At 39.5% G+C, this 15,832-nt stretch carries 16 protein-coding genes; 4 read left to right on the top strand and 12 right to left on the bottom strand.

Annotated features, from left to right (window positions below; translation table 11 throughout):
• Positions 1 to 12: 12 nt before the first annotated feature.
• On the top strand, positions 13 to 1,044 hold the full coding sequence (gene fni, locus F0161_RS05635; RefSeq protein ID WP_150203970.1) for a type 2 isopentenyl-diphosphate Delta-isomerase: 1,032 nt from the start codon (positions 13 to 15) through the stop codon (positions 1,042 to 1,044).
• 27 nt (positions 1,045 to 1,071) lie between these two features.
• Here fni and F0161_RS05630 read toward each other — a convergent pair whose 3' ends face one another.
• Positions 1,072 to 2,427 (bottom strand): RsmF rRNA methyltransferase first C-terminal domain-containing protein, encoded by a 1,356-nt coding sequence (locus F0161_RS05630; protein ID WP_150203969.1) that lies wholly within the window; start codon positions 2,425 to 2,427, stop codon positions 1,072 to 1,074.
• A 162-nt stretch (positions 2,428 to 2,589) separates the two neighbouring features.
• Here F0161_RS05630 and F0161_RS05625 point away from each other — a divergent pair, with 162 nt between their 5' ends.
• Positions 2,590 to 3,402 (top strand): Cof-type HAD-IIB family hydrolase, encoded by an 813-nt coding sequence (locus F0161_RS05625; protein WP_150203968.1) that lies wholly within the window; start codon positions 2,590 to 2,592, stop codon positions 3,400 to 3,402.
• 69 nt (positions 3,403 to 3,471) lie between these two features.
• Here the strand turns inward: F0161_RS05625 and glpK are convergent, their stop codons facing one another.
• The 3 genes from glpK to F0161_RS05610 all read right to left on the bottom strand — a co-directional run bounded on the left by glpK (position 3,472) and on the right by F0161_RS05610 (position 6,581).
• Complete coding sequence (glpK, locus tag F0161_RS05620) at positions 3,472 to 4,977, bottom strand: glycerol kinase GlpK (protein ID WP_137602096.1); 1,506 nt, start codon at positions 4,975 to 4,977, stop codon at positions 3,472 to 3,474.
• Positions 4,978 to 5,003: 26 nt separating this feature from the next.
• Positions 5,004 to 6,311 (bottom strand): diaminopimelate decarboxylase, encoded by a 1,308-nt coding sequence (gene lysA, locus F0161_RS05615; protein WP_150203967.1) that lies wholly within the window; start codon positions 6,309 to 6,311, stop codon positions 5,004 to 5,006.
• 84 nt (positions 6,312 to 6,395) lie between these two features.
• Positions 6,396 to 6,581: a 2-hydroxymuconate tautomerase gene (locus F0161_RS05610; RefSeq protein WP_150203966.1), complete on the bottom strand. Its 186-nt coding sequence runs from the start codon at positions 6,579 to 6,581 to the stop codon at positions 6,396 to 6,398.
• Between the two features lie 138 nt (positions 6,582 to 6,719).
• On the opposite strand from F0161_RS05610, the gene F0161_RS05605 reads away from it, so the two are divergent.
• Both F0161_RS05605 and F0161_RS05600 read left to right on the top strand, forming a co-directional pair.
• Positions 6,720 to 8,132 (top strand): C69 family dipeptidase, encoded by a 1,413-nt coding sequence (locus F0161_RS05605; protein ID WP_150203965.1) that lies wholly within the window; start codon positions 6,720 to 6,722, stop codon positions 8,130 to 8,132.
• Positions 8,133 to 8,148: 16 nt separating this feature from the next.
• On the top strand, positions 8,149 to 8,403 hold the full coding sequence (locus F0161_RS05600) for a zinc ribbon domain-containing protein (protein ID WP_150203964.1): 255 nt from the start codon (positions 8,149 to 8,151) through the stop codon (positions 8,401 to 8,403).
• Positions 8,404 to 8,497: 94 nt separating this feature from the next.
• Here the strand turns inward: F0161_RS05600 and ltrA are convergent, their stop codons facing one another.
• From ltrA to ftsY, 8 genes are all read right to left on the bottom strand, one after another.
• Positions 8,498 to 9,883, bottom strand: coding sequence for a group II intron reverse transcriptase/maturase (gene ltrA / locus F0161_RS05595; RefSeq protein ID WP_150204649.1), 1,386 nt, complete (start codon positions 9,881 to 9,883; stop codon positions 8,498 to 8,500).
• A gap of 477 nt (positions 9,884 to 10,360) precedes the next feature.
• Positions 10,361 to 10,714 carry a 50S ribosomal protein L19 gene (rplS, locus tag F0161_RS05590; protein WP_137602394.1) on the bottom strand — a complete coding sequence of 118 codons (354 nt, stop codon included), beginning with the start codon at positions 10,712 to 10,714 and terminating at the stop codon, positions 10,361 to 10,363.
• A gap of 112 nt (positions 10,715 to 10,826) precedes the next feature.
• Positions 10,827 to 11,585 (bottom strand): tRNA (guanosine(37)-N1)-methyltransferase TrmD, encoded by a 759-nt coding sequence (trmD, locus tag F0161_RS05585; RefSeq protein ID WP_150203963.1) that lies wholly within the window; start codon positions 11,583 to 11,585, stop codon positions 10,827 to 10,829.
• A gap of 1 nt (position 11,586) precedes the next feature.
• Positions 11,587 to 12,090, bottom strand: a complete 504-nt coding sequence (gene rimM, locus F0161_RS05580) for a ribosome maturation factor RimM (RefSeq protein WP_137602396.1) — start codon at positions 12,088 to 12,090, stop codon at positions 11,587 to 11,589.
• A 192-nt stretch (positions 12,091 to 12,282) separates the two neighbouring features.
• Positions 12,283 to 12,558 (bottom strand): 30S ribosomal protein S16, encoded by a 276-nt coding sequence (gene rpsP / locus F0161_RS05575; RefSeq protein WP_137602397.1) that lies wholly within the window; start codon positions 12,556 to 12,558, stop codon positions 12,283 to 12,285.
• Positions 12,559 to 12,647: 89 nt separating this feature from the next.
• Entirely contained in the window at positions 12,648 to 14,072 is a 1,425-nt protein-coding gene (ffh, locus tag F0161_RS05570) for a signal recognition particle protein (RefSeq protein WP_150203962.1), read from the bottom strand.
• A gap of 12 nt (positions 14,073 to 14,084) precedes the next feature.
• Complete coding sequence (locus F0161_RS05565) at positions 14,085 to 14,426, bottom strand: putative DNA-binding protein (protein WP_137602399.1); 342 nt, start codon at positions 14,424 to 14,426, stop codon at positions 14,085 to 14,087.
• Positions 14,427 to 14,431: 5 nt separating this feature from the next.
• Positions 14,432 to 15,820 (bottom strand): signal recognition particle-docking protein FtsY, encoded by a 1,389-nt coding sequence (ftsY, locus tag F0161_RS05560; protein ID WP_137602400.1) that lies wholly within the window; start codon positions 15,818 to 15,820, stop codon positions 14,432 to 14,434.
• Positions 15,821 to 15,832: the final 12 nt, after the last annotated feature.

The raw sequence follows: 15,832 nt of genomic DNA, 5'->3' as shown, positions 1-15,832 counted from the left end.
GAGGTCTTAAACATGGAATCAATCCAATCACATCGCAAGGATGAACATTTATCATTAGCCGAAAAATTTTATTCCACCGTGCATCAAACAGATTCGTTTGACGGAATTAGAATTATTCATAATAGTTTGCCGGAACTTGGGTTGAACGACGCTACTCTTCAAACCACAGTCGCCGGTCTTTCTTTTGTTCACCCCTACTACATTGAAGCAATTACCGGCGGTAGCCAGACGGCAGCTAAGGTTAATTCACAATTGGCCAAATTAGCTGCAAAGCATAACTTGGCTATGGCCGTTGGTTCGGCCAGCATCTTATTGGCCGATGAATCTGCCAAAGATAGTTTTGCGGTAATCAGGCAGCAAAATCCTAATGGTCTTGTTTTTGCCAATGTCAGTGCACATACGACGGTTGAACAAGCTGAATTCATTATTGATTTTATGAAAGCTGATGCATTAGAAGTTCACGTGAATTCAGCTCAAGAAATTGTCATGCCAGAAGGTGAACGTGAATTTTACTGGTTAGAAAATTTGAAACAGCTGAAATCTTCATTGTCAATTCCTGTGATTGTTAAAGAAGTTGGCTTTGGAATGAGTCACGAGACCGTTGAACAATTAGCGCAAATTGGCATTAACAACGTTAATGTGAGCGGCCATGGTGGCACTAATTTTGTAGAAATTGAAAATCGTCGGAACCACCAAAATGATTATTCATACCTCTCCGATTGGGGTCAAACAACCGTTGAGTCATTATTAGATTGTGGGACTGTAACGAACGTTAACTTGTTTGCATCGGGTGGAGTTACTACTCCACTGGATGTCATCAAATGTGGTGTTTTAGGTGCTCAAGCAGTTGGCGTGGCTGGTTATTTCCTCCATATTTTGACGTCACAAGGCTATGATGCTTTGGACCTAACGTTGACTCAGTGGTCAGATGAAGTTCAAAAGCTGCTGTTGCTTTGTGGATCAAAATCATTTGCAGATTTGAAAAATACCCCCTATGTTTTAAACAGTGAATTAATCAATTTTCTTAATCAAAGACAAAAATAGGATTGCCAATTACGGCAATCCTATTTTTTAAACTCGTAATCCTTTTGGATAGAAATTTTTCAGGGTTTTACCCACTAACTTGCTAAAACTGATGGAGTGTCCCTGACAAACTAGTAAATACCAACCTTTGTCTTTTGTTTCCTCAATAGTAATAGTTTCACCATGGATATAGTGATGCCATTGTTCATCGGTGATTTCAATTTTCGCTTTAATATCATCTGGATGAGTTGCTAACGCCAATGAGTGAGCCGGTTCAAAACGGTTTTTTTTAAAAATACCTAATTGCAATCCTGGTCTTACAAATTTTACTTTGGCAATGGAGTTCAATCCAATTGGTAATAAGAATAAGTTGTCACCAAATTTAACTAAATCACCCGTTGGCAATCGTAAGCCAGTTGCGGTGAGAAAATCATTGAATAAACTAGTTTCATCTTTATCCATGGTATTGTATTTAGGTGCTTTTACTTTGATTTCCTCTGGAGCTGGGTCAGCATCTAAGACAAATTTAGCAATAAAATGTCCTTCTCCCTGAAGATGATGTGGGAATAAACGAACAGCTTTTGATAATTCGGGATTGTCATTGGCCCATTGTGGTTGACCTTCATCCATGCCATCGTATTTTTTAATAGGCACCATTGCTAAGTTACCGTACTCTGACAAGAGCCAGGCAGCGATTTGTTCGTCTTCTTCAGGTGCAAAGGTACAGGTTGAATAGATTAAAGTACCACCTGGTTTTAACATTTCAAGAGCTGAAGCCAGAATCTTTTTTTGCCGATTAGCACATTCAGCAGCGTAATCTTCAGTCCAATATTGGATTCCGGTAGGTTCCTTACGAAACATTCCTTCACCAGAACATGGTGCGTCTACAAGAATCCGGTCAAAATATTGTAAGAAATGTGGAGCTAATTTATCTGGGCTTTCATTGGTAACGACAGTGTGCGTTGCACCCCAACGTTCAATATTTTCTGACAAAATTGAAGCTCGTTTGCCAAAGATTTCATTACTGACCAAAATACCCTCATTGTTCATTTTATTAATGATATGAGTACTTTTTCCACCAGGTGCTGCACAAAGGTCTAGCACTCTCTCGCCAGGTTGTGCATCAACAACTTCACCCACATACATTGCAGAAGGTTCTTGACTGTACAAGTAACCTGTCACGTGATCCATAGTCTTGCCATCAATTTGTCCATAAAAGCCCGTGTCACAATAGTCTATTCTATCTTTATTTTCAAGATACTCCATAGTAGTTAGTTTCCCGGGCTTGTTGGTATTGATGCGGTATCCACTATAACTAGGGTCATCGAAAGTTGCAAAAAATGCTGGAGCTTCCTCATTGAGTAACTTAGTATACTTTTTAATAAATCCTTCAGGTAATTTCAACTTTGTCTCCATTCTATTACTTATTGTATATAGCAATTAACTATTTGCTATATACAAATAATGCTAATTATAACTACTTTAACGCTCGATTATTGGCTAATTCTACTTAGATATGTTAGATTTAAATAATATAATCTAAAAATATAGGACGGTCATCTAATTATGAATCAACATCTAATTGCCATTGATTTAGATGGTACTACACTTAATAACGACGCACAATTATCAGAAACAACAATTAAAACAATTCAGGCTGCTAGCAAGGCTGGCCACATTGTCAGTATCGTAACAGGACGACCTTATCGAATTTCTCAACGATACTATGACTCATTAGGATTGAAATCTGCCATGGTTAATTTTAACGGGGCTTTAGCCCATATTCCCCACCAAACTTGGCATCAAGAATATCAAAAAAATTTGAATCGTGAGATTGCACTCGATTTACTGACTCATAAAGATGAATTAGGGATCGACACCATGACTGCCGAAAACAAATTACATCTCTGGGCTAATCAACAGAGTAACATCATGGCTGACTTCTTCCCTACTAAGTTAACGCCAAAAGAAATTCTCAATAGTAATAATCTAACCTCGGATCCCACTGCGTTAACTGTTGAATACCATCCAGGTGAAAAAGACAAACTGATCAAGAATATCACTGATAAGTATGGTTCTGACGTTGATATTCGCGTCTGGGGCGGACCTCATAACATTCTTGAAGTTGTGTCTAAAGGTATTCAAAAAGCTATGGGTGTTGCCTACCTTGCCAAAACATACAACATTGATCAGTCAAATGTGATTGCCTTTGGTGATGAAGCTAACGATGCAGAAATGTTGAAATACGCTGGTCGTGGCGTAGCAATGAAGAATGCCATCCCATCAATTGCTGCTGATGCTGATGATCAAACTGAAGATGATAATCAACATGACGGCTTAGCACATTATTTACAAAACTACTTCAAATTAAGCGTTTAAATACAAATGGGTTGAGACAAAACATTGTTTTGTTCTTCAACCCTTTTTTGATGGTAATTTAACAATTATTTATTTTGGATGTGAAAAGTATTGTGCAGCCGAGATTGCACTACGCCAACCCGCATAGATAGTCTCAGCACGTTGACTGTCCATCTGTGCGTTAAACTCATCACCAATCGCACTCAATTGTTTTAATTCTGCCTGATCATGCCAGAATCCAACAGCGAGTCCAGCCAAGAAGGCTACCCCTAGAGCAGTTGTCTCTTCAATTTTCGCTCGATTGATTTTGGTTTGTAAAATATCAGCTTGAAACTGCATTAGGAAGTTATTTCTGGATGCCCCACCATTGACGGTCAAAGCTTTTAAACTTAAACCGGTATCTTGGACCATCGTATCAATGACATCTTTGGTTTGAAATGCGATTGATTCGACGGTGGCTCGAATAATTTGATTCTTGGTAGTTCCACGAGTAAGACCAAACATTGCCCCACGGACATCTTGATCCCAGTATGGCGCACCTAGCCCAGTAAATGCCGGCACCACATAAACACCATTTGTTGTTTCAGCATCAACCGCAGCTTGTTCGGAATCAGATGCGTGTTCAACCATCTGCATGCCGTCACGTAACCATTGAATGGCTGAACCGGCTACGAAAATACTACCCTCTAACGCATAATTAACTTGACCGTTTAAACTATACGCAATGGTGGTGAGCAAACCATTGTCAGAAATCGTTGGTTCATTTCCCGTGTTCATCACAATGAAAGCTCCAGTACCATACGTGTTTTTGACACTGCCTTTTTCAAATGCAGCCTGTCCAAAGAGTGCAGCTTGTTGATCACCAGCAATCCCACTAATTGGTATTTCTACCCCGTAAAAATGGTAGTCACCGGTATAGCCGTATATTTCTGATGATGAACGGACTTCTGGCAACATTTGCACTGGAATATTTAGCAATTCCAGAATGTCAGAATCCCATTTCATATCATGAATATTGAACAGCATGGTCCGACTCGCATTGGTCACATCAGTAGCGTGAACTTTGCGCCCGGTTAAATTCCATAGTAACCAGGTATCAATCGTTCCAAACAACAATTCACCTTTTTGTGCACGTTCGTAGGAACCAGGAACATGATCCATAATCCATTTAATTTTGGTAGCAGAAAAATATGAATCAATGATTAAACCTGTTTTTTCATGGATAAAATCTTTGTAACCATCGGCGATTAATTGATCAGCGATTTCACTTGTTTGTTTTGATTGCCAAACGACAGCGTGATAAATAGGTTTGCCTGTGTTTTTATCCCAAATAATTGTCGTTTCACGCTGATTCGTAATTCCAATCGAAGCAATTTTATAAGGCTTAATTTGCGATTGTATCATGACGTCAGCAACTACTTGCTGCACGCCTTCCCAAATCTCAGTTGCGTCATGTTCAACCCAACCTGGTTCGGGAAAGTATTGTTTAAATTCACGTTGTGCTTTAGCTACCACCTGACCTTGATGGTCAAAAATTATGGCTCGTGAACTAGTTGTACCTTGATCAATTGACATTACATATTGTTGATTTGCCAAATTAATTCATCCTTTCAAACAAGAATTTATTCTAGTGGAAGATCTAATTTAATTAGATCCTCTGTAGTTTCTCTATTAACCACTAGCTTTGATTCTCCCTCATCACAAAATACCACAGCTGGTCGTGGATTGCGATTATAATTACTAGCCATTGAATAACCATAGGCTCCTGTATCAAGGACTGCTAGCAAATCACCTGCCGTCGTCGTTGGTAATATTTGGTCCCATGCCAACATATCACCAGATTCACAATATTTACCTGCAACTGAAACTTTATGTGTGGCTGGTTCGTTCATTTTATTGGCGAGCACAGTTTCATATTTGGCTTCGTATAAAGCAGGTCGAATATTGTCACCCATCCCACCATCGACCGCTACGTAATCGCGAACATTTGGAATCGTCTTTTGTGAACCCACTGTATATAAAGAAATTCCAGCTGAACCCACAATTGAACGACCCGGTTCAATCCAAATTTCAGGACATGGAAAATTATTTGTTGCTGATAATTGTTTAACTTCCTCGATAATTGAAGTAATAAAGACTTCGGGTGCTAATGGTTTTTCATCATCAGTATATTGAATCCCAAATCCGCCGCCTAGATTCAGCACCGTCGCCGTGAAATCAAAATCTGCTTGCCAATGAATTAAGAGGTCCATCATCTTTTCTGCTGCGCCAACAAATCCGGCTGTGGCAAAGATTTGAGAACCAATATGACAATGTGCGCCTAGCATCTTCAGATATGGAGCGGCAAGGATTTGTTCTAATGCCTTGTCGGCTTGCCCACTATTTAAGTCAAAGCCAAATTTAGAGTCTTCTTGACCGGTTGAAATATATTCATGCGTATGCGCTGAAATACCAGGAGTAACTCGAATCATGACGTTAATTGATTGTTGACGTTCTTGAGTTAATTGTTTTAATAAATCAAGTTCATAAAAATTGTCGATGATGATACAACCAATTTTTTGATCAAGAGCCATCGTCAATTCTTGAACTGATTTATTATTGCCATGAAATGAAACTTTATCCATTGGGAAGCCGGCCTGTTTAGCAGTATACAATTCGCCTTCGGAAACTACGTCACAATGAATATTTTCTTTATTAATCAATTGATACATCGCTAGGATAGCGAAGGCTTTACTAGCGTAACTGATTTGATATTTAACATCTGCTTTTTCAAAAATTGTTTTAAAATGGGTAATTTGATTCCGAATAATGCTTATATCATAGGCATACAATGGTGTGCCATATTCACTTGCCAACTTGGTTGTATCCACACCACCAATTAAGAGATGCCCGTCGTTGGTTATTTGATGTTCAGTAATTTGAGTACTCAATCCTATTCCTCCAATGATTACATAAAGAAAAAAGGTAGCGGATTGAAATAAATCATCCTGCCACCTTTTCTTTATTTCTTCTGTCTATTGGTCGCTTTTTAAAACTCCACCAACGCTGTAACGATCAGGTTGCATTTCGTCTAAAACAATATGAATTCGTTCTTCAGGAACGTTAACGTTTTTGGCGATTGCAGCGGTAACGTCTTTAACAAGGCCTTTTAGCTGTTCTTGTGAACGGCCTGCGACTAACTCAATGTGTACTAATGGCATTTGATTCACTCCTCTAAACTAGTTAGATACATTATACTTTAAAATTGTGACTTTGCCAATTGAACTCATGTGTTTTGCTTAAATTAATTCACAATATCAGTTACAATGAATTTAATAACGTGCGAAAGGGATTCTAGAATGGAAAATAAATCAAAATATTCAGCATGTACCAGTATATTAATTGGTCGTAAGGCTAGTATCGACGGAACCATCATGATTGGACGAAACGAAGACGCCAAGTCTGCCTGGCCTAAGCATTTTGTCGTCCGTCCCAAAAACTATATCACTAACCATTTTAAATCTACCGATAATGAGTTTGAAATTGATTTGCCGGCTACCAGTGCTAAATACACGGCCACTCCAGAATGGACAGATAAGTTTGGCGTTTTCGAGGAAGATGGGATTAATGAATTCAATGTAGCAATGAGTGCAACTGAAAGTGCCTATTCAAACATTCGTGTTTTAGCTTCTGACCCGCTTGTTGAAGCTGGTATTACAGAAGAAGCGATGGTAACTGTAGTCCTTCCCTTTATTCATTCTGCTCGTGAAGGTGTCCAAAGACTAGGCAAAATTATTGAAGCTCACGGTACCAACGAGTCTAATGGAATCTTGTTTGCGGACAATCAAGAAGCTTGGTACATTGAAACAGTCGGTGGACACTATTGGGCAGCTCAACGTATTCCCGATGATTGTTATGCCGTTGTAGCTAATCAAATTAGTATTCAAGAAATCGATTTTGCTGATTCAGATAATTTCATGACACATCCAAAGCTCCAACAATTTGTAACTGAAAATCAGTTGAATCCATCACCTGGGACTTTCAACTTTAGAAACATTTTCGGTACTCATGATGCGTCAGATGCTGTTTATAATACTCCTCGAGTTTGGTATGGGCACCGGATGTTTAGTGCAAGTCAAATGTATGACGAACAACCCGAATCCGACACGCTACCATTTTTAATGAAACCCGACCAATTATTGTCTATTGACGATGCTCAAAATTACTTGAGTTCTCATTTTCAAGGGACACAATTTGATCCATTGGGTTCGGGTAATAATAGTGATAAACGTAAGTATCGCCCCATCAGTTTGGCTAAAACACAAGAATCACACGTCTTACAGATGAATCGAGAACCCGTTAATCTTCATTGGCTCTCGCTTGGTGTAAGTGCCGAAAGTGTCTACGTGCCATTTTATGCTGAAATCAACGACACTCCTCTCCGCTACCAACGCGGTAAACAACAATACAACGTTAATAGTGAATATTGGAATTACAAATTAGTCGGTGTATTAGTTGATGCACATTTAGACCATTTTTGGAAACCGATGACGGATTTGCAAACACAAATCAATACTCACCTACGTGAAATGCTCAAAAACGCCGATTCTGAGCTTGAAACAAATGCTGACAGCCGAGAAGCTTACTTAACTGATAAATCGACTGAGATGGCAGAATACGCATCTACAGCCTATCGGAACTTTGCCCGTCAGCTAATTACCGAATCAACTGACTTATCACTGCTTAATTTTAAAACTGACGCTAACTTATAATACGAGTAGTTTACACATGAATAAATTTTGTCAAAGCTGTGGGATGCCACTGGAGAAACATCAAGGAACTGAAACGGATGGCACTCTATCAAATGAATATTGTGAAATGTGTTATCGTGATGGTCAATTTATTGAGCCCAACATCACATTTGACCAAATGTTAAAGCGTGGAATTGACGGTTTAAATAATAGTCAGCGAAATTTATTCAGCAAAAAGTTTATGATTTGGGGTTATCCTTATCAATTAAAGAAATTAGCGCGGTGGCGCTAAATTAAATATAATCGAGTAGGAGGCAGTTGATTAGTTCAGCTACCGACCTCTCACACCACCGTACGTACGGTTCCGTATACGGCGGTTCAGTAATTTAAGAATTTTGAATAGACTGGAATACCTTGGAGAGATTCATCAATCCAAGTTGTTCCAGTTTTTCGTTTGTTAACGTATAAAGTAGTGTTTTGCTATGTGCTGTGCGCCAGTAACCCTTGCGGGTATAAGCAGCTAGCCGAGCATCATTCTGATTCAAACCTAGTCGTTTCAGGTTAGTGATCTTCGTTTTGATTTTCTTCCATGATTTCCAGATGTATTGTCGAACTCTAGACCGTAGCCACTGATCTATTCGTTTCAAGAAGTTTGTCATCTTACCAGATGAGTAGTATTGAATCCATCCGCGCATTTTTCGTGTGATTTCCATAAACATTTGTTCAAGTGAAATTCCGCGATTGCGTTTCGTAATTCGTTTGAGTTCCTGTTTGACCCGTATTTGGGATTGTTTTGACGGCCTTGAGAAAGCACCACCCCTACCAACTCCCAGTGAGAATCCCAGAAATTTCAATCTCAATGGTGACCCGACTTTACTTTTGTCACGGTTGACGGTTACTTTAAGATCCTTTTCCAGAAATCTACTAATACTCTCAAGTACCCGGTGACCTGCTCGTTTACTCTTAACGTAAATATTGCAGTCATCCGCATATCGGACAAAGTGGAGACCTCGTTCCGTTAATACTTTATCCAGCTCATTGAGATAGATATTCGCCAATAGTGGTGACAGTGGTCCGCCTTGCGGGGTTCCCACGACACTCGCTTCGAAGGTTGAACCAGTCATAACACCACTAGTCAAAAACTTTCGAATTAGCTTAATCAACCAAGGATCATCAATATATTGTTCGATATACTTGATCAGTAAATCATGATTGACTGTATCGAAGTATGCCTTTAAATCAAGATCAACCACGACGTGGTAACCCTCGTTATACAGCGATACAACTCGTTTAATTGCATCTTGCGCACTTCGATTAGGTCGAAAACCAAAACTATTATTTGAGAAAACTTGTTCAAAAATCGGAGACATCACTTGTGCGATTGCTTGTTGTATCATTCGGTCAATTACTGTTGGCACGCCTAATTTTCGCACGCCACCATTTGGTTTGGGTATTTCTACCCGTTTAACCGCCTTCGGCCGGTACGTCCCATCATTCAACTGATGAATAAGTTCAGTTTTATGAACTCTCAAATAACCTAACAGATCATCGATGGTCATTCCGTCGATGCCTGCGACACCTTTATTACGCACAACCCGTTGATAGGCCAGATTCAAGTTATCTCGATCCAACACGCGTTGTTCAAACTTAATGCCACTCATCATCGTTGTTTCATTAGAATTCATCCTACGCGCCCCAGTTTGTTCTTGGTCTTCCAGACCTACCATCCACTGGTGGTCAGCTTTGTTTTCTGTTTTCTGCGATCGTCGCATAAATTCCACCTCCATAATCAATGTGAGTTATTACTGTTCAGCCCTTCGTGACGAAGTCACTACTATGGCCTCGGCTGACTCCTGATAAACTCAGTATTCCATCACTGAAACAGTTGTCCTGTAGAACTTGATTGCTCTTCTTGTCGGGACTTGTCTATCAGGCCTCCCCGGGTAAGAACGTCAACTTTCATACCATGTCACCATTAGCTTTACCATAGTGATTTTGAGTAGTATCGGACTTCGATTTGTTGAGCAATCTTATCCAATCAGTTCTGGCCTTATAGCTACTTCTTGTTCATTGGTGCGGTATTTTGCTCCTCAGACTTCCTTCAGATTCCACTTCACAGTGGACACCCTTGTCCTTGGCTAGTGGTTCCGACTACTACGGCCCACAGTGGACTTTCACCACCTAGTTGGCGCCCATGCCGGGCGCACTCAACAAAAAAAGCAATCCAAGCGGATTGCTTTTTTCTGTAATTAAACTCGACGTTCTTGAATACGAGCTGCCTTACCATGAAGTGCACGTAAGTAATATAACTTAGCACGACGAACACGACCATGACGAACTACTTCAATTTTATCAATACGTGGTGAATGAAGTGGGAATGTACGTTCCACACCAATACCATTACTGATCTTACGAACAGTATAAGTTTCGCTGATTGCGAAACCATGACGTTTGATAACAACACCTTCGAATAATTGAACACGTTCCCGAGTTCCTTCGACGATACGAGCATAAACTCGAACAGTGTCTCCGGCACGGAAATCTGGAATATCACTACGTAATTGATCTGAAGTGATTTTTTGGATTAAGTCATTTTGACGCATGTTGTTTCTCCCTTTTCAATCGACATTCATGTTTTATTAGCAGCGGAATATCGTTACTGTGGCTCTACAGCCATATAGAATAATAGCATACATGATAGTTTAATGTAAAGTACTATTCAATTTCATCTTCAGATTCTTCGATTTTAATATCTGACAACAAATGTCGTTGTTTGGTTGTTAATTCGATTTGCTCTAATAAATCTGGACGACGCAAATAAGTTCTTCGCAACGATTCTTTTTCACGCCAATCAGCGATTAGTTGATGATTACCATTCATCAGCACCTCTGGGACTTTCATCCCCTGATATTCAGGTGGGCGTGTATATTGTGGGTATTCCAGTAGCCCATTTGAAAATGAATCACTCGGAGCAGATTCTTGATTACCTAACACTTCTGGTAATAAACGCACTGCAGCATCAATCATCACCATGGCTGGCAATTCACCACCAGTTAAGACAAAATCCCCAAGGGAGATTTCATCAGTGACAATACTCCGAATTCGCTCATCATAGCCTTCATAGTGGCCACAGATAAACGTTAAATGTTCTTCCTGTGATAATTCTTGGGCGACTTGTTGATCAAATTTTCGACCCGCTGGATCAACTAAAATAACTTTCCCAGTTGGGTATTGATCTGCTGTTTTAGCAACGGTATCTGCATAGGCGGTTAAAATGGGTTGGGCTTGCAATAACATCCCCGCACCACCACCATATGGATAATCATCCACATGGTTTTGTTTATCGTCAGTGTAATCGCGAAAGTCAGTTACTTCAACATCTAATAAATTCTTTTCAATGGCTTTACCAATGATTGACTCGCTTAAGGGACCTTTAACCATGTCTGGAAACAAGGTCAATACATCTATCCGCATTTTATAGTCCCTCCATCAGTTCAACAATCACCTTATGTTCTGCTAAATCGACTGTTTTAATTACATCATCGATAACTGGCAAAAGTAAATCATCTTGGCCTTTGCGATTAACGACCCAAACGTCATTTGCCCCAGGTGAAAGAATTTCTTTAATTGTTCCAATGGTTTGACCATCTTCAGTTTCAACGGTTAGACCCACAATGTCACGATAGTAATATTCGTCTTGATTTAATTCTTGTTGGTCATCTTCACTAATCATTAAATCAAGACCCTTGTATTTTTCAACCAAGTTAATATCTTCCAAATTTTTGAAAGTAACTAGATACATATTTTTTTGTAACTTAACGGTTTTGATAGTCACGGGTATTTTGCTATCTTTAGCTGCGATATAGACTTGGTTACCTTTTTTATAGCGTAATTCAGGGAAGTCCGTGACTGACAAAATTTTGAGTTCCCCTTTTAATCCATGTGTATTAACGATGGTGCCAATTTTGTAATAGTTCATTTCATTTCCTCATTAAGTCCGAAATTAGTTTAAAAAAACTCCCAACACTAATGTGTGGGAGTTTTGTGTTTGACGATCATTAATAATGAAACGAAACTTCCGCGATTTGATTATTCATCAAAGACCGGACCGTAGAAGCAACACGTCCCTTATAAAGTGACTTAATTTCATTATTGAGTATTCGTTAAACGACTACTTTTTTGTCATTTTAGATTCATGAAATTCTTTCATGATTCCAGCCTGAGATAACAAGTTACGAACTGTATCTGAAGGTTGGGCACCATTGTTTAACCATTGCATGATGTCTTCTTTTTCAAGCTTAACTTCTGCTGGTTCAACTAATGGATTGTATGTTCCAACTGTTTCGATGAAACGGCCGTCACGTGGTGAACGTGAATCGGCAACAACGATACGATAGAATGGACGCTTCTTTGATCCCATTCGTTTCAAACGGATTTTAACTGACATGTGTAAACACCTCCTCGAAGTTTTTTAACAGATATAAATATACCATTTCAAAAATAGTTTGTAAAGTATTTTTACTTAACAGTTAAAATTTATTTACGCTTATTGCGCTTTTTCTTATTTTTCTTCATCTTGCGAGTCATTTGTTTCATGGCTAATTTGCCCAAACGACCACCAGGCATGTTGCCGCCCATCATTTGTTCCATCCCCGCCATATTACCGCTAGAGACTTGTTTCATCATCTTTTTCATTTCATTGAATTGCTTAATCATTCGATTAACTTCGACAATTGGTCGTGCTGCACCAGCTGCTAGTCGGCGACGACGACTTGGATTTAATAAATCTGGGTTTTCACGTTCCGCTGGCGTCATTGAATAGACAATTGCTTTGATATGATCCATATCTTTTGGATCAACTTTCACATTTTTAATGGCTGGATTATTGGCCATCCCTGGAATCATTTTCATGATATCTTCGATTGGGCCCATGTTTTGAACTTGTTCCATTTGGTCGAGAAAATCGTTGAAGTCAAATGAGTTTTCACGCATTTTATCCATAGTTTTCTTGGCTTGATCTTCATCAAAATCTTGTTGTGCTTTTTCGATTAAGGTCAGCATGTCACCCATGCCTAAGATTCGAGATGACATTCGATCTGGATGGAAGACATCCAAATCAGTCATTTTTTCACCTTGACCGACAAACTTAATTGGCTTGCCAGTGACTGCCCGAATTGATAACGCAGCCCCACCACGGGTATCGCCATCTAACTTAGTTAAGATGACCCCGGTGATATTGAGCTTACTGTTGAATCCATCGGCGGTTTCAGTCGCATTTTGACCAGTCATGGCATCGACAACTAACAAAATTTCATCAGGTTGAGCCAAGGTTTCAATATTAACTAATTCGTTCATCAACTTTTCGTCGATTTGTAAACGACCGGCCGTATCGATGATGACATAATCATTATGTTTTGCTTTGGCTTCTTCAAGTCCTTGACGGACAATTTCTACCGGATCAACATCTGTTCCAAGTTGGAAAACCGGAACATCAATTGATTTGGCAACTGTTTCTAATTGGTCAATCGCAGCTGGGCGATAAACATCGGCCGCGATGAACATTGGTCGTGCGTTTTCTTCATTTTTTAACTTTAAGGCTAATTTACCAGCGGTGGTAGTTTTACCAGCCCCTTGGAGCCCGGTCATCATGATGATAGTAGGAATCTTATCTGACTTGTTCAGCGGAACCGCTTCTGAACCCATTGTTTTGGTTAATTCTTCATCAACAATTTTAACAATTTGTTGGGCTGGGTTTAATCCTTGTAAAACATCAGTTCCAGTTGCACGTTCACGAACTTGTTTGACAAAGTCTTTAACAACGGTGAAGTTAACATCGGCTTCCAGCAAGGCCAAGCGGATTTCACGCATGGTTTCTTTGAGGTCTGCTTCAGTAACTTTAGGTTTGCGACGTAACTTAGACATCGCGCTTTGTAATCGTTCAGTTAATCCTTCAAAAGCCATTAATCAGCTCTCCTATTCTTCTTCTAAATTCTCAAGTCGTTTAATCAATGACTTCAAGGTTTGATCATTTGGATATTGATTGTTTATATAAGTTTGAATTTCATCCGCCACTTGATTTCGTGCCACAAATTCGGCGTAAAGATGAAGTTTGTTTTCATAGTCTTGCAAGATGGCGACTGTACGCTTTATATTATCATAAACTGCTTGTCGGCTGACATTAAATTCCTCAGCAATTTCACCTAATGAGTAATCATCAGCGTAGTAAAGTTGGATATAGTCCGTTTGTTTTTGAGTTAAGAGTGCCTGGTAAAATTCAAATAATGAATTGATGCGCTCGTTTTTTTCAATTTCCATGTGCTTTATCCTTCTTCAGTTACAAGCCCTTTAAAGAGACCGTAGACGTATTCACTGGCGTCAAATTCTTGTAAATCAGCAACTTGTTCACCTAAGCCCACAAACTTGACTGGTAAATGTAATTCATTGCGGATGGCTAACACAATTCCCCCACGAGCAGTACCATCTAGTTTAGTCAACACAATACCGGTGACATCGGTACTTGACTTAAACATTTTGGCTTGTGTCAGGGCGTTTTGTCCCGTCGTAGAATCCAAAACTAACAATACTTCTTGAGGAGCACCCGCGATTTCACGTTCAATAATCCGTTTCATTTTTTCTAGTTCGTTCATCAAATTAACTTTATTTTGTAAACGACCGGCGGTATCAACGAACAAGACATCATAATTTTCTTTTTTAGCTTTATCAACAGCATCAAAAACAACCGACGCTGGATCACTACCTTCTGGACCGGTAACTACTTCAACACCGTCGCGGTCACCCCAAACTTGCAATTGTTTGGTTGCTCCCGCTCGGAAAGTATCAGCAGCGGCTAAGAGCACCTTTTTGCCTTGTTGCTTGTATTTAGCAGCCATTTTCCCAATGGTAGTGGTTTTTCCAACTCCATTCACCCCAACAAATAAAATGACGGTTGGGCCTTGAGCTGCAAAATGAATGCTGTTATCTTCGTCTTTACCTTGGTCATCATAAATTTGGACTAGCTTTTCGATAATAACATTGGAAACCGCCTGTTTACTTTTGGCATTTTGAAGCTTAACTTCATCACGTAATTGGTCACTGATGGAAACTGCCATGTCAAAACCAACATCTGATTTAATTAATGTTTCTTCCAACTCTTCAAAGAAATCTTCATCGACACTTCTAAAATTAGCTAAAAATTCATTTAAACGGCTACCAAATGTGGAACGGGTTTTTTCCAGTCCTTTTTCATAGGTTGCTTCTTCATGTTCGGCGACTGCCGGTTCTTCAGTTACTGAATCTTCAGGTTCATCGGCTACTGGTTCTTCAGGTTCATCACTGGTCTCAGTAGAATCAACTTCGACTGGTGTTTTTGAGGTTTCAGTTTCAGACGATTCATTAGAGTCTTCTGATGCAAGACTTTCTGATTGTTCAGCAATGGTACTAGTTTCTTGACTGGCTAATTTGCTAACCATCGATTCTGATTCTAAGCTTTCAGTCGAAGCGGCTGTTTGACTATCAACCTCTGACGATTGTTGTGCTTCAACATTAGAGCTTGATTCAGGTTCTACGACAGACGTTTGATCAACTGATGTGTCTGAGCTAATCGCACTTTCTTCACTGGCAGTCAGTGGTGCCTCGCTAGTTTCTGATTCAACCGGTTTGGGTTCTTCAGGTTTAGTTGCTTTGCGCTTAAATATATCAAATAATCCCATATTCTGACTCCT

It is taken from the genome of Paucilactobacillus nenjiangensis, assembly GCF_008632615.1.
GTDB classification, from domain to species: domain Bacteria; phylum Bacillota; class Bacilli; order Lactobacillales; family Lactobacillaceae; genus Paucilactobacillus; species Paucilactobacillus nenjiangensis.
The sequence above is the reverse complement of the archived record's forward strand: the minus strand, read 5'-3'. Positions and strand labels throughout refer to the sequence as shown.

Excerpts from the sequence above, each read along its gene's own strand:
- rimM (WP_137602396.1), bottom strand. The coding sequence starts at position 12,090 with ATGAACTATTACAAAATTGGCACCATCGTTAATACACATGGATTAAAA.
- rpsP (WP_137602397.1), bottom strand. The coding sequence starts at position 12,558 with ATGTCAGTTAAAATCCGTTTGAAACGAATGGGATCAAAGAAGCGTCCA.
- ftsY (WP_137602400.1), bottom strand. The coding sequence starts at position 15,820 with ATGGGATTATTTGATATATTTAAGCGCAAAGCAACTAAACCTGAAGAA.
- F0161_RS05610 (WP_150203966.1), bottom strand. The coding sequence starts at position 6,581 with ATGCCATTAGTACACATTGAGTTAGTCGCAGGCCGTTCACAAGAACAG.
- F0161_RS05565 (WP_137602399.1), bottom strand. The coding sequence starts at position 14,426 with ATGGAAATTGAAAAAAACGAGCGCATCAATTCATTATTTGAATTTTAC.
- F0161_RS05600 (WP_150203964.1), top strand. The coding sequence starts at position 8,149 with ATGAATAAATTTTGTCAAAGCTGTGGGATGCCACTGGAGAAACATCAA.
- F0161_RS05625 (WP_150203968.1), top strand. The coding sequence starts at position 2,590 with ATGAATCAACATCTAATTGCCATTGATTTAGATGGTACTACACTTAAT.
- fni (WP_150203970.1), top strand. The coding sequence starts at position 13 with ATGGAATCAATCCAATCACATCGCAAGGATGAACATTTATCATTAGCC.
- ffh (WP_150203962.1), bottom strand. The coding sequence starts at position 14,072 with ATGGCTTTTGAAGGATTAACTGAACGATTACAAAGCGCGATGTCTAAG.
- F0161_RS05605 (WP_150203965.1), top strand. The coding sequence starts at position 6,720 with ATGGAAAATAAATCAAAATATTCAGCATGTACCAGTATATTAATTGGT.
- ltrA (WP_150204649.1), bottom strand. The coding sequence starts at position 9,883 with ATGCGACGATCGCAGAAAACAGAAAACAAAGCTGACCACCAGTGGATG.
- trmD (WP_150203963.1), bottom strand. The coding sequence starts at position 11,585 with ATGCGGATAGATGTATTGACCTTGTTTCCAGACATGGTTAAAGGTCCC.
- rplS (WP_137602394.1), bottom strand. The coding sequence starts at position 10,714 with ATGCGTCAAAATGACTTAATCCAAAAAATCACTTCAGATCAATTACGT.